Origin of the sequence: Mucilaginibacter corticis (genome assembly GCF_007558865.1) — a bacterium.
GTDB classification, from domain to species: Bacteria; Bacteroidota; Bacteroidia; order Sphingobacteriales; family Sphingobacteriaceae; genus Mucilaginibacter; species Mucilaginibacter corticis.
Map to the genome: position 1 here is coordinate 589202 of NZ_VLPK01000001.1, position 13744 is coordinate 602945.

General features: G+C 45.8%; 13 protein-coding genes and 1 riboswitch. Of the genes, 3 read left to right on the plus strand and 10 right to left on the minus strand.

The window, feature by feature from the left end:
- Window positions 1-12: 12 nt before the first annotated feature.
- The 3 genes from FO440_RS02540 to FO440_RS02550 all read right to left on the minus strand — a co-directional run bounded on the left by FO440_RS02540 (window position 13) and on the right by FO440_RS02550 (window position 2755).
- Entirely contained in the window at window positions 13-846 is an 834-nt protein-coding gene (locus FO440_RS02540) for an EboA domain-containing protein (protein ID WP_186292552.1), read from the minus strand.
- Window positions 847-852: 6 nt separating this feature from the next.
- Window positions 853-1230: a transmembrane 220 family protein gene (locus FO440_RS02545; protein ID WP_246104159.1), complete on the minus strand. Its 378-nt coding sequence runs from the start codon at window positions 1228-1230 to the stop codon at window positions 853-855.
- 142 nt (window positions 1231-1372) lie between these two features.
- A complete protein-coding gene (locus FO440_RS02550; RefSeq protein WP_144246651.1) occupies window positions 1373-2755 on the minus strand; it encodes a voltage-gated chloride channel family protein in 1383 nt (460 codons plus the stop codon).
- 49 nt (window positions 2756-2804) lie between these two features.
- Window positions 2805-2869: riboswitch (Fluoride riboswitch) on the minus strand.
- A gap of 144 nt (window positions 2870-3013) precedes the next feature.
- Between FO440_RS02550 and FO440_RS02555 the strand changes: the two genes are divergently transcribed.
- The gene (locus FO440_RS02555; RefSeq protein ID WP_144246652.1) at window positions 3014-3616 is read left to right on the plus strand and encodes a class I SAM-dependent methyltransferase; all 603 of its coding nucleotides are present in this window, start codon (window positions 3014-3016) and stop codon (window positions 3614-3616) included.
- 43 nt (window positions 3617-3659) lie between these two features.
- On the opposite strand, the gene FO440_RS02560 is transcribed toward FO440_RS02555, so the two are convergent.
- The 4 genes from FO440_RS02560 to FO440_RS02575 form a co-directional block, all read right to left on the minus strand.
- Window positions 3660-5846 (minus strand): TonB-dependent receptor, encoded by a 2187-nt coding sequence (locus FO440_RS02560; protein WP_144246653.1) that lies wholly within the window; start codon window positions 5844-5846, stop codon window positions 3660-3662.
- A 54-nt stretch (window positions 5847-5900) separates the two neighbouring features.
- Complete coding sequence (locus FO440_RS02565; protein ID WP_144246654.1) at window positions 5901-6215, minus strand: DUF6660 family protein; 315 nt, start codon at window positions 6213-6215, stop codon at window positions 5901-5903.
- Between the two features lie 239 nt (window positions 6216-6454).
- On the minus strand, window positions 6455-7198 hold the full coding sequence (locus tag FO440_RS02570; RefSeq protein ID WP_144246655.1) for an SDR family oxidoreductase: 744 nt from the start codon (window positions 7196-7198) through the stop codon (window positions 6455-6457).
- 11 nt (window positions 7199-7209) lie between these two features.
- Window positions 7210-8196: an aldo/keto reductase gene (locus FO440_RS02575; protein ID WP_144246656.1), complete on the minus strand. Its 987-nt coding sequence runs from the start codon at window positions 8194-8196 to the stop codon at window positions 7210-7212.
- A gap of 177 nt (window positions 8197-8373) precedes the next feature.
- On the opposite strand from FO440_RS02575, the gene FO440_RS02580 reads away from it, so the two are divergent.
- Window positions 8374-9270 (plus strand): helix-turn-helix domain-containing protein, encoded by an 897-nt coding sequence (locus tag FO440_RS02580; RefSeq protein WP_144246657.1) that lies wholly within the window; start codon window positions 8374-8376, stop codon window positions 9268-9270.
- On the opposite strand, the gene FO440_RS02585 is transcribed toward FO440_RS02580, so the two are convergent.
- The 3 genes from FO440_RS02585 to FO440_RS02595 form a co-directional block, all read right to left on the minus strand.
- On the minus strand, window positions 9267-9623 hold the full coding sequence (locus FO440_RS02585; protein WP_144246658.1) for a DUF2304 domain-containing protein: 357 nt from the start codon (window positions 9621-9623) through the stop codon (window positions 9267-9269). The two genes, FO440_RS02580 and FO440_RS02585, sit on opposite strands and share 4 nt — an antisense overlap.
- 2 nt (window positions 9624-9625) lie before the next feature.
- Window positions 9626-10336, minus strand: coding sequence for a glycosyltransferase family 2 protein (locus tag FO440_RS02590; RefSeq protein WP_144246659.1), 711 nt, complete (start codon window positions 10334-10336; stop codon window positions 9626-9628).
- A 112-nt stretch (window positions 10337-10448) separates the two neighbouring features.
- Window positions 10449-12941 (minus strand): S9 family peptidase, encoded by a 2493-nt coding sequence (locus tag FO440_RS02595; RefSeq protein ID WP_144246660.1) that lies wholly within the window; start codon window positions 12939-12941, stop codon window positions 10449-10451.
- Between the two features lie 257 nt (window positions 12942-13198).
- Between FO440_RS02595 and FO440_RS02600 the strand changes: the two genes are divergently transcribed.
- Entirely contained in the window at window positions 13199-13732 is a 534-nt protein-coding gene (locus FO440_RS02600; protein WP_144246661.1) for an ExbD/TolR family protein, read from the plus strand.
- The last annotated feature ends 12 nt before the right edge of the window (window positions 13733-13744 follow it).

Consider the following 13744-nt stretch of genomic DNA (forward strand, 5'->3'; position numbering starts at 1 on the left):
TCTTTTCTGTATTTATTGGCCGGTTAAAGTATCCCAGCTTAATTTTTGACTATCTATAGCTGTTACCAGCTCGGGGTATTTATTCACTAATTCTTTTGCAGGCGGGTAAGTCGATTGGCTGATGGCCAGCGCGCCGGCCTTACGGTCGACAAGCGTACCATCGTCAAACAGGCGTTGAATGTCTTCAAACAGTTTATCGTCAATAAACGGACCAACCAATCGCCATAAATTAGGGTTCACCTCGCGTTTCGCGGCCCAGCGCTCGTGCGCGTAATCGCTCAATATGTAAGCCAGCTCTTTATTGGCACGGGTATCAATACCCGTTATCTTGCCGATCTGCTTATCGGTAAAAAACGCTTTCAGCACCAGTTGGTTCCAAGCACTTTGATCCAGGTTTTGCGCAGGGTAAGGGTTGTGGTACATAATGGCCTCCAGCACGCTACCAATATTACTGCGGATCCCTTCAGAACATCTTTTCACCCAGATCTCCGGGTAAGAAAGTAACGGCAATGCAGAATATAAAGCTACTAGCTCGCCCATTTCGGCAGCCAAAAACAGCGCTTCAATAACCCGGAAGTATTCGTCTTTATCTGTTGCGTCAACATTTAGCAACAGGTAAGCACGGCCCAAACGGTCTATGCTCCAGCCGTCAACCGTAAAACCCGGTATGGCGGCGCTTATTTGCACGTTTTGTTCGGCAGTAATGTTGATAGTAGCCTTACCTGTTTTGCGGGGCAGTAATACAAAGGCGGTATTTAGCGGACGTTTTTCTTCCAGCCAGGCAAAAACATCAGGCGTGGTATTGGCCCTTATAATTTCTTTTAATATCGATCTGATCTCTTCCACTTTGTATTAAATATGCATCACCACAAAATAATCAATGATCAATGCTGCGGATATGATCAGCAAACCAAAAAACTCGCGGGTATTTTCAATAAAAGGCTTTTCGGCCTGCATGGTTTCAACCAGGCTTGGGGTACGGTATTTAACTATCCAATCCTTAACGCCATCTTTCTCAAAGAAAAGCTTAACCGCGTAAATCAAATAAAAGGCAGTAAGCCCAAGGTATACATTAGGATAGTACATGCCAAAACAAGCCAGTCCGCAGCAAGCCGCTACTGCTACGTATATCGGCACCCATAAATACCAGTCAATATCATTCAAATTCAGGTAGGCAAATACCAGGAACGACAGGCAAAAAATCACATTGATAATAATAAAGGCAATCATGGTAAATTTTTAATAAAGATACAGCAGGGTTTACAGACGGGACATGACCGCCGTCACAATTTGTAAAATTAATACACTAACGTGCAATTATACTAATTTAATGCAAGGCTTATGTAAAAAAGCAATTACGGCGTGGCAAAACCTATTTTTTACTGCGGATACGATATTTAGCCATCCTGCTGCGCCTTTGTTTCTGCCTGCGCTGCTCGGCTTCCGCTATACTTTCTGCTGAAGATTCATCATCAAAGATCTTGGGTACGGCAATGCGTTGCGAACTGTAAATGCCCGATTCACCACTGAAAAAGTAAGCGGTAAAACATGCCACCGCGAAGAACAAAGCATACTCGCTGCCAAAAAGCTCTACCCCCATTACGGTACTGGCCAGCGGTGTATTGGTAGCACCCGCGAAAACTGCAATGAAGCCCAGTGCGGCAAACAAACTTACCGGGGCATTCATTAAACCAGATAAGGTATTGCCCAAAGTTGAGCCAATATAAAACAGCGGCGTCACTTCGCCCCCTTTAAAACCGGTGCCGAGTGTGATGGTAGTGTAAACCGTTTTCCATAGCCAGCTTAGGGGATGTGCGCCGCCCGGGTTAAATGAAGAAGATATAGTTACAGCACCGGGGTATGGCGGCTTAACGCCCAGGCCCAAGTAATCCGGCTTGCCAATGATCAATGTTAAACCTATTACAATAAGGCCACCGATGAACGGGATAAGCCATTTTTTTGATACCAGGCTATTAAATACCGTTTTTACACCGTGTACAGCTTCGGCAAACAGATAGCTGGTTAACCCAAAAGCTATGGACGCTACAATAACCTTAGCCAGCAACAAAATATCAAGCGGTAAATAAACAGATAATATGCTGCTTCCGGCAGGGACAATAGCGATGTGATAAGTTTCGTGGTGTACACCCCAGGCCAATACGGTAACGTCACCAACAATAGCCGCGACCAGGCAGGGCACCAGCGCCGTATATTGAATGCGGCCGATGGTTAAAACTTCCATGGCAAATATGGCACCGGTTAACGGCGTACCGAATACAGCGCCAAAGCCCGCCGCAATACCCGCGGTAAGCAGTACCCGGTTATCATTATCATTTAATTTGAACCACTTGCTGAACATCTGGGCAATACTGCCGCCAATTTGCACAGCCGTACCCTCGCGCCCTACCGAGCCGCCAAACAATTGGGTAACCACCGTCGAGATCAGGATAAGCGGGGCCATGCTTTTAGGCACACCACCACCGGGGTTATGGATCTCGTCCATAATGAGGTTATTGCCTTTGGCGGCTGTTGTACCCCACCATTTGTAGGCAAAGTAAATAGCAATACCCGCTAACGGTAAAAAATAAAGCACGTACTGGTGAGCAAACCTGAAGTTAATGGCCAGGTTTAACAGCCATAAAAACAGCGTGATCATACAACCAATCACAAAGGCAATAGGCACGGTAATAGCCGTCCAGCGGATAAGGTGTTTTAAAGTTGCTAAATGAGATGTGTTGAAGAATTTGTTTTTCATGATATATCCTACAAAAAAATAAGCGCAGCAAATACTGCTAATTAATTAGTTTTTTGTAGGCGCCATCAGCTTTTTAAGGCGGTTAAATCGGAAGACACCATTTCCGTTTTTGTCGAGCCCAAATGTAGCAATTAATGCGCGGATAAAAAATGAGATTTTTATAAAAGGGAGATCAACCCTTTACCGGTTTTTAAAAGGGCAATAAAATGCCTATAATTGACCCTTTAAAAAACAACCGCGTAAACAGGATTTTCCCGTATGATAAAGCATATTTTATTGAGATTGATAGGATCGTTAGAGATCAGGTTTAACTTTCATGTATTGAAGAAAAGAAAGCTGACTATTGGCTCATCTAAAATAAAGTTGGGGAAAGAATGGATATTGTCTGAATACGACGCGCTGGATGCCAGCAAAGCGTCAGACTGGCAACGCCTGTTTGGCGATCAACGACTTACCAATATCCTGGCCGAGCACGTTTGGGAGCACATCCCCGACGAAGAAACCCGCCTGTCAAACCAAAACTGTTACGACTGGCTTCAAAAAGGCGGCCGCCTGAGAATTGCTGTGCCCGACGGCAACAACCCCGATAAAGAATACATTGAATGGGTACGCGTCGGCGGTACCGGTGTGGGTGCTGATGATCATAAAATACTCTACACCTACGACGTAATGAAAAGCCGGCTTGAAAAAGCAGGTTTCAGGGTGGAGCTATTGGAATATTGGGACGAGAACGGCAAATTTAACTACACCGACTGGACACTTGACGGCGGTATGATCCACCGCTCACGCCGGTTTGACCCAAGAAACCAGGATGGAAAGTTGGGTTATACTTCGTTGATTGTGGATGCAGTGAAGGATTAAAAGGGACTCGCAAATTCACGAATCCCTTTAATCTATTTCTATTCTACAATCTGATCTTTATCCCGCCGTTAACTACAAACCCATCCAGTGGCGCGTAGATGTCCTTAAACTCGGGGTTGGTGATGTCGCCTGTATATATCGGGCCGAATTTGGTTTGCCTGGTATCGGTTAAATTTTCAAAGTTGATGAAGATCGAAAACCTCTCCCAGATCTTTTCGGCCATCAGGCCTGCCAGCCAATAGCCACGGCCGGTTGTGCCATCATTTAACTTTTGCGGGCTGAAATAGTAAGCTTCGGCACCTATTTTAAATTTATCCTCTACCTCGTAAACCAGTACGTTGTTCAGCCTGTTTTTTGATACCAATTGGTACGCGCTGATCACATTATTAACGTGCTGCGATACATCAGCCAGGGTATATCCCAGGAACAATTTAAAATCGTCATAGGTTAATTTGATGTTTGTCTCCATTCCTTTAGTGTTCAGGTCGCCGCCGGGCTGCAGGTATTGCAGGTTGCCGTTATTAAGCGTGGTAAGCAGTATCGGGTTTTCTATCCGGGTATAAAAAAACAACTGGTTAATGCTAAAACCAACCAGCCCGTTAAATAAACCGGTTCGGTAATTCAGGTCATAATTTGCCCCGTATGATCGTTCTGCTTTTGTATTTGCAACATCAATTGGCAATACATTTCTAAACTCAATACGTTCCGCGTCCTCGGTAAATACCGTCGGCGCCTTATAGCCCAGGCCACCGCCTAAACGGGTAGATAAATGGCTATTGATCTTATAAAGGCCGGATATGCGCGGCAGTACAAAAGTGCCGTACTCGTTATGATGGTCAAGCCGCAGGCCCGATTCAAGGATCAGCTTATTTGTAGCGTTCCAAGTATTCTGCACAAAACCGCCTACGGTATGGTAATCATAACTGCGCAGCGGGAAACTGCTGTTCCGGTCTTCATTAAAATGATCTGTTAAATAATTAATGCCTGCCACCCAGTCGGTATTTTCACCATTGTATGCATAATTGGCTTCGCTGTAGGTTGAGGTTTGTTTACCTGAAAAGCGATAATCGGGCAAATTGATACTGCGGTCGAAATAGCTTACACTATTTTTCAGGGTCAGCTTTTCCTTCGCGTTAAATTTATGATCGAGCTCAACCTGCGAACTATAACGCCCGGTTTTATTCAATTCGTAGTAGGAATGCTGCGCGCCGCCGTTACCTTTCAGGTATTGCATATCACCGCCTATTCTGTTTTCTATAGTTGAATTAATACCGGTTATTAACGTTGTCTTGTCACTTAAATAAAAGAACAGTTTGGGGTTTAACGTATATCGATTGTACCTCGGGATGGCAGACAGGCCGATATTTGACGGATCATAAGGTGTACCATGATTATAGCCGCCATACAAGGTGATGCCCAGCTTTTTAAATTTCTGCGAGTAAAAACCGGTTGCATCCAGCCCCAGGGCAGACGTGCCGTTTAACAAAAAATCCAGGTGGCGTTCATCTTCCGGCGTTTTAGAAACCAGGTTAACCAGTCCCGCAATTGCCCCGCCGCCATACAGCGTAGAAGACGAGCCTTTAATTACTTCTACCTGTTTCAGGTCAAGCGGGGCAATTTGCAGCAAACCCAGGCCGCCCGAAAATCCCGAATACAAGGGGAAGCCATCACGGATGATCTGTGTGTACTTGCCATCAAGCCCCTGTATGCGGATACTTGAATTGCCGCTGGTGGCCGAGGTTTGCTGTGTCTGGATCCCGGTGCTTTCGGCCAGCATCATGCGGATGTCCCCGGGTTTCATGTTGCCTTTTTCGTCGAGTTCATCGCCGGTAATAACCTCAACACGGGTAGGCGTGTTGGTTATTGTACGGCTGCTGCGTGTGGCGCTAACAACTACAGCGTCAAGTTCCGCCCCATCACCTTTTCCAACGGCATTAAGCATGATAAATTCAGGGCCACTTTGTGTAAGCGGAAATATTACCGTATCCAGCCGGGTTTCATAACCTATATAGCTGTATTTAATAATCTGTTTGCCATCGGGGATTTTAAACAGGGTAACCATGCCTGCGGTGTCTGCAACTGCACCCATGTTTGTACCCTGAACGGATACGGTTGCGCCGATCAGGGTTTCGCCGGTCTTGCTGTCTTTTATTATCGCTTTAAAAGTATTTTGCGTATAGGCTATTGCACTATAAAGCAGTACTGTTAAAAGCACGAACGTTTTTTTCATGAATTTATGGTAATTAAAGTTAATACAAAACATCAGCCTAAGCTGTAAAGGGTATTAACTTAATTGAGGGGGCTGCCAGATAGAAAGCGGCACATGCGTAACATGCGGCTGTTGGTAATCGGCATAAATTTTTGCGGGGCTTTCGGCAATCAATTTGAGATCAAGCGAAAGAGGTTTAGCTACCACAAAACCCACGCAGGTACCGCAGGTAAAAAATGGTGAGCAACCTGGGCACTCTTTACTTTTGGAGGGCAGTTTGCCGGCTTGTTCTGTTTTTGTAGCCTGTTCTGTACGGCAATCATCTGCGCAACACGGCTTAACAGTAAGCACGATGACGTAAACAGACAGAATGAAACAAAGCAAGCGCATGGTGCAAATGTACAAAATGCGATTGTTATATCTATTTATATATGCCGGCGCAAGTATGTCGGGCAGCCAAGCGGGCAAAGGCTACTTGTGCCTTCAAATTATACAAAAGGCACAAGTACTCCCTGCTAATGCCGTCGCTGCATACTTGCGCCGGCATTAAGAAGAATCCTATCAAGCTTTAGGGCAAAGCGTATAAGATCCTTCGCCATGCTCAGGATGACAAAGTGTGTTAAGAGAAATTACAACTCCTGCGCCGTAGGTCTGAACAGTATTTCATTAATATCCACATCTTCGGGCTGGCTCATGGCAAAGCTTACCATACGAGCAAATGAAGCTGTGGGGATGGCAACCTGGTCGTAAAACTTTTTAATATTATCTGCCATATCCTTGTCGGTTACACTATTGGGCAATTCGCTTTCAACCGCGCCGGGCGAAATAATGGTGGCGCGGATATTATAAGGCTTAACCTCCATTCGCAAGCCCTCCGAGATCACACGCACCGCATGCTTGGTAGCCGAATACACCGCCCCGCCCGCGCGCACCTTATGCCCCGCTACGGATGATACATTAATGATCTGCCCTGACTTTTGCTCTTTCATGTAAGGTAACGCAGCAGCAATGCCGTACAACACGCCTTTAATGTTTACATCTATCATGCGGTCCCAATCCTCAATGCGCATGCGTTCAAGTAACGAATGGGGCATCAACCCGGCATTATTAATGATCACATCTATACGACCAAATTCTTTAACGGCCGCGTCAACCAGTGCTTTTACCTGTTGGGCATCGGTTACGTCGGTGGCGATAGCCAAAGCTTTAGCGCCACTGGCTTTAAGGGTATCAGCCAATGCCTCGATGCGGTCAGCACGCCTGGCACCTAATACTACGGTAGCGCCTTGTTCTGATAATAATTTGGCGGCAGCTTCGCCCAGGCCGCTGCTGGCGCCGGTAATTACTACTACTTTTCCTTCTATATTATTCATATGTGTTTGCTTTATATGCCGGTCATTTTTTCCTGTGTTTCAGGATACCTGTCACCAAGGATCTTTATTTCGGCCGCGGCCTTATCAATTTTTTGCAGATCGTCTGCTGTTAATTCAACATTTACCGCGCCTATGTTTTCTTCAAGCCGCGACAGTTTTTTGGTACCCGGAATAGGCACTATCCATGGCTTTTGAGCCAGCAGCCAGGCCAGGGCGATCTGCGCCGGTGTGGCATCTTTTTCGGCAGCAAACTTACCCAGCAATTCAACCAAAGCCTGGTTAGCCTTCAAAGCTTCCGGTTGGAAACGCGGGTTATGGGTGCGAAAATCATGGCTGTCAAATTTAGCGTCGGCGCTGATAGCTCCTGTTAAGAAGCCCCTGCCCAGCGGACTAAACGGCACAAAACCGATACCCAGTTCTTCAAGCGTTGGCAATACGGTTTCTTCGGGCTTTCTTGTCCATAACGAATATTCGCTTTGCAGGGCGGTTACCGGTTGCACGGCATGCGCCTTACGGATAGTTTGCGCGCCCGCTTCTGACATACCGAAATGTTTTACTTTGCCTTCGGCGATCAGGTCCTTCACCGTGCCGGCTACATCTTCAATAGGGGTATTGGGGTCGACCCGGTGCTGGTACAGCAGGTCTATAGTTTCAATATTCAGTCTTTTAAGCGATGCCTCAACCACCTCTCTGATATGCGCGGGCTGGCTGTTTACGCCGGCAATTTTTCCATCCTGAAAGTTAAATCCAAATTTGGTGGCAATAACTACCTCATTTCTGAACGGGGCAAGCGCTTCGCCTACAATTTCTTCGTTGGTATAAGGGCCGTATGCTTCTGCTGTATCAAAAAAGGTAACGCCTTTTTCAACCGCTGCACGTAATAAGGCAATGGCATCTTTTTTCTCCATCGGCTGCCCGTACGAGAAATTTAAACCCATGCAACCTAAACCCAGGGCCGATACCTCAAGCCCGCTATTTCCTAATTTTCTTTTTTCCATGTCAGTATTTTAATTATTTGGCAGATGTGTATTAATGAACAGCACAAAGGTGCGGCCTGTTTTTTATTTAAGGCTTATACAGATTACGGTATTCCCTACCATAATTACTGATGCGCTTCCGCACCCATAAAACAAGCCGGTTTATGCCCTATCTTTGATCAGCAAATAACCCAGCATATGGAAAATTTCATCAGCTTTGATACCATCAGCCAGTACAGTGCCTTTAATAATACTACCACGATGCACCCGCTGGTTAACGTGGTAGACCTGTCAAAAGCATTGCCGCGTACGCAAGGCCGTTATCGCTTTGGTTTTTATACCGTGTTTTTAAAGGACATTAAATGCGGCGACCTGCGCTATGGTTGCAACTATTACGATTACGAAGAAGGCACGCTGGTTTTTGTAGCACCGGGCCAACTACTTGGCGGCGAAGGCGACGGCAAACAATTCCAGCCGAAAGGCAGGGTATTGGTGTTTCATCCCGACCTGATCCGCGGCACATCGTTAGGTAAACATATCCAGGATTATAGCTTCTTCTCGTACGATGTTCATGAGGCGCTGCACCTGTCAGAAACCGAGCGAAAGATCATCTTTGATTGTTTTGATAAGATAGAGTTTGAATTGCAGCACGCTATTGATAAACACAGTAAAACGCTCATCATCTCAAACATTGAGCTGTTCCTGAATTATTGCACCCGCTTTTACGACAGGCAATTTATCACCCGCGAAATTCCGCATAAAGGGGCTATCGAGCGCTTTGAAACCTTGCTGAATGACTATTTCCAATCTGACAGGCCGCAAACCCTGGGGCTGCCGTCGGTTGGTTATTGTGCCGATGAACTAAACCTGTCTGCCAATTATTTTGGCGACCTGATCAAAAAAGAAACCGGCAAATCGGCACAGGAATATATCCAGTCGAAACTGATAGATACCGCCAAAGAAAAGATCTTCGATCCCAATAAATCAGTAAGCGAAGTGGCGTATGAGCTGGGCTTTAAATATCCGCAGCATTTTACACGCCTGTTTAAACAGCGCGTGGGGCATACACCGCAGGAGTATAGGATGTTAAATTAATTCTCTATCTGCTTATCCTCACTATAAACCTTTTCTTTCAGCAAAGCGATATCCTGCGCCATTTGCTTATTTTGCTTGTGCAGTTTTGAGGCTACTATGCTTAAATGCAGCAGGTAGATCAGTATAACGAAGATGCAGGCTGTAAATACCAGGTTAGGCGCTTCGTAAACGCCGAAGAGCTTTGACATTACCTCTAATCCGCTGCGCCAAAAGGAGAAGATCACCAGTATCAGCGTACAAACGCACCAAACAATTGAGTACTCTTCGCGCAGTTTGCCTTTTATGATCAGCCTTGAAATATAAAGCAGGAACAGCAAACTGATAATGATGGTGATGATTTGGATCCGGGCCATAGCTATTGGGTTTTACGTATCGCTGAAAAAAGCATCGCGAGGGTAACTTTTATACAATAATACAAAGAAGCAAAATTTCTGATAGATGATTGACCACCCATGCGGCCGGCCATTATTACCGGAGTTTCGCTGATGCGCAAACCGGCCTTTGAGAAATGTACCAGCGATTCGGGTTCGGGATATTCGTCGGGGTAATAGCCGGTAGCCAGTTCAATTGCCTTTTTATCAAACAAACGAAAGCCGGATGTGCTGTCAAAAACATGAACGCCGGTCAATATCCTGGTTAGCCAGTAGAAATAACCGATACCCAGCCTGCGGGTAAATGACGACTGAAAGCCCTCCTTCTCAATAAACCTTGAGCCGATAACCAGGTTAGCGCCTGTAGCCTCATTATGGGCCAGTAGTTTGATCAATTCTTTTGGAGGATGCTGCCCGTCGCCGTCCATTTGTACTGCAAAGTCAAAATGATATTGCCCGGCGTATAACAAGCCACTTTGCACCGCGCCGCCAATGCCCAGGTTAATAGGCAGATCAAGCACCTTTGCGCCATGTTGTTTGGCAACCGCGTAAGTATTGTCTGTTGAGCAATCATTAACCACCAGCGGGGTAAGCTCATAGCCCGGGATTTGCAAGCTACCCACGTTTGCCAGTAAAGCCGGTAATGATGCCTGCTCATTATAACATGGAATGATGATCAACAATTGCTTCGGCATCGGCATTGTAATAAAACACAAAGAGACACAAAGTATTGTGTCTCTACAAATTTTTTAAACACCCTCCAGAACGCGTTGATAGAGACGCAAAGTATTGCGTCTCTACAGCGTATTATTTCCGTTTGCCGTTCATTTCTATCTCGCGGTCCATTTCAAGGATATCAACAGGTTGCGAGTAGTCGCCTAAAAGGTGTTGTACAAAGTAATCGGCCTTGCGCCAAAAGAAGTATTCGGTCATATCGCCGTAGGCATGTCTTTGGCCCGGTAACAGCACATAGTCAAAACGTTTATTGGCCTTTATCAGCGCGTTGATCACACGGATGGTATTGGCCGGGTTCACATTGTTATCAATATCGCCAGTAGACAGCATTAAATTACCTTTCAGGTTTTTGGCGATGTCGGGGTTCTTGTCAATCGTGTATTGGAAGGTGGTATCGCCTTTGGCGGTCACTACCTCTTTAACCCCGTTATGTTTTTCGCTCCACCAGCGGTTATACACGCTGTTATCATGGTTGCCCGATTCGGATACTGCCACTTTAAAGAAATCAGGGTACACCAGCATAGCCGCGCAGCTCATAAAACCACCACCCGAGTGGCCCGTAATACCCACCCTGGTAATATCGATAAAGCTAAAGCGGTCGGCCAGTTGTTCTACAGCGGCTTTTTTGTCGGCCAAGCCGTAATCACGCAGGTTGCCGTAACCATAGTTATGGTACCATTTTGAACGCTCGGGGCTGCCGCCACGGTTACCTACGCTCACCACAATAAAACCTAATTGCGCCAGGCGGTCAACATAGTTCATGCTTGAGGTGAACGACGCGTTGATAGCCTCGGTTTGCGGGCCGGGATACACGTACTCAATAATGGGATATTTGCGGGTAGCGTCAAAATCAAATGGCTTATACATTACGCCATACAGATCGGTAATACCATCATCAGCCTTGATCTTAAACGGCTCAGGGAATTTATACCCTGCAGCCATTAAGCGTGACAAATCGGCTGTTTCCAGGTCCATAATTTTGCGGCCCATATTGTCATACAAAATCGATTTAGGCGCGGTATTAACCCTCGAAAAGTTGTCGACAAAATAGCTTGGGTTATCATTCAAACTGGCGCTATGGTTAAACGCACCGGGATCTAATAGTTTCAATCCGCTGCCATCTAAATTAATGCGGTACAGGTGTACGTAGTATGGGTTCTCGCCCGGCTCACGGCCCGACGCGGTAAAGTACAGCACCCGGCTCTTTTCGTCTATCTTCACAATATCATCGCAATGGAAAGAGCCCGATGTGATCTGGTTCTTTAAATTACCTGCATCGTCATATAAATAAAAATGCGCCCAGCCGTCGCGCTCGCTCCACTCAACCAGTTCCTTGCCTCCGTTGATCAGGCCCGGTGTGGCTATCTCCACATAAGTATTCATGCGCTCCTGGGCCTGCACTTTTACGTTGCCTGTATTAATGTCGACACTGCATACATCAATGCGTTTTAAATCACGCGCGGTACGGTAGAAATAGAATTTGCTGTTGGTACCTAGCCATACCGATGGCGTAAACTCGTCGTCACGATTCTTTTGCAGGCTTGGCGCGCGCCAGATACCCAGGTCCTCATCTTTAAATAAAGCAGTGTTTAATTTCTTATAAGTTTTGGCGCCAAAGTCAAACAGCCACATTTCATTTAACGGCGATTCCTTTTCGCCCGGTAAATGGTATTTGTAGGTTTCCAGCGTAGGGCGCGGGTCGGCGATGCTGTTGATCACCCACATATCTTTCACCTTACGCTCATCCACCCGTTCCATGGCAAAATACTTCGAATCCGGCGACCATAAAATCCCCGCCGGCCGCCTTTTCTTTTTGGCTTTTTCTTTGTCCAAATTGGTCTCATCATCGCCCCGCGAACTGCCGAAAGCATAAAACTCCACGCCCTCTTTAGTTAACTGGTGATCGACAATGGTACTGTCTTCTTCGTTCTTAACTGCCTTTTTATAGTTCTCTTTATCCATCCAATACAGGTTAAAGTCTTTAGAGAAGATAATGGCCGAACTATCCGGCGCTATAGATGCCCAATTGGGTTTTGGTTTTACCTTGTTAAAATCCTTTAATTCGGTAAGCTTATTGGTTTGCAGGTTATACGTGAAATAGAAAGTCTTTTTTTCGAGCGAGTCGGCCGCCTTTTTATCCTTACGGTCTTTCTTTACTACGTCGATGGTGCTCTTCAGTTCAAACTGTACAGACTTTTCATCCTTGGTGAATTTCAAATTCTCTATCGGCAGGTGCTGCGCATCAAAGGGGTCCTTCACAATTAGGGTGATGGCAGCGGCTAACTTGTCGTTATCAAAGATCCGTTTTTTCGAATGCATGGCCGGGTCAACCACGTACCAGCTTTTGATATCGCTGGTTTCATACACGTACCAAAACCGGTTGGTGAGCTTTAACCAATGCGGGTCGACCGCGGTGGAGAAAACCATTTTCTTTATTTTATCGGCCGAGAATTTGGATGCCAGTTGATAATTGCCTTTTGCGGGTGCAGGCGCAACTGCGGGAGCTTGTGCCTTAACCTGTACAAGGGCCAAAGCAAACAGCATAGAGAAGTAAAATTTCTTCATAAATATTAATAGCGTATTGAGAGATCAGCAGCGATTTTTATTTCGCTGCCTAAATGTATAAAAAGATACCCTAAACCAAAAGCCACCCGGATGGATAGCATTTGTTTGACAACTTTATAGCAGAGAAGTTACACACCCAGACATTGTGCTTAAAATGATTTTAGAAAGTTGAATAGGCGCACAACAAATGCAACAATATTGCGTTAATAAATAAAACCTGAATTATTAACCAGCCTTACGGCACAAAACCTAAATTTATGGCAGAGTTAGAAACCAAACCCGCCGCTGGCAATAACAGCGGCCGTGTTAAAACCAACAAAAAATCAACCCGGGTAGATCTGACAGCTATGGTAGACATGGCTTTTTTGCTGATCACCTTTTTTATTCTCACCACCACCCTGCAACGGCCGACCGCGATGGACCTTACCATGCCAGACAAAGGCGATGTTATGCCGGTGCCTGAAAGCCGCACAATGACGGTACTGTTAGGTGCCAAAAACAAACTGGAATGGTATATGGGGATGCCCGACAAACCTTTAACGCAACCCACAGTTGACAATTTTGGCAAAGACGGAATAAGAAAAGCATTATTTGAACAAAGCGCACGCATAAAACAGCAGCAAGGCAAAGAAATGATGGTACTGATAAAACCCAGCGACAGATCAAACTACAGCGACATGGTAAGCATGATGGACGAATTAAACATCACCAATAACAATATCCGTGCTGTTGTTGACATTACTCCGGCTGATGTGAGTTTGTTGAAGCGGGATCATATTTATGAGCAGTGACATCTCCCCAAC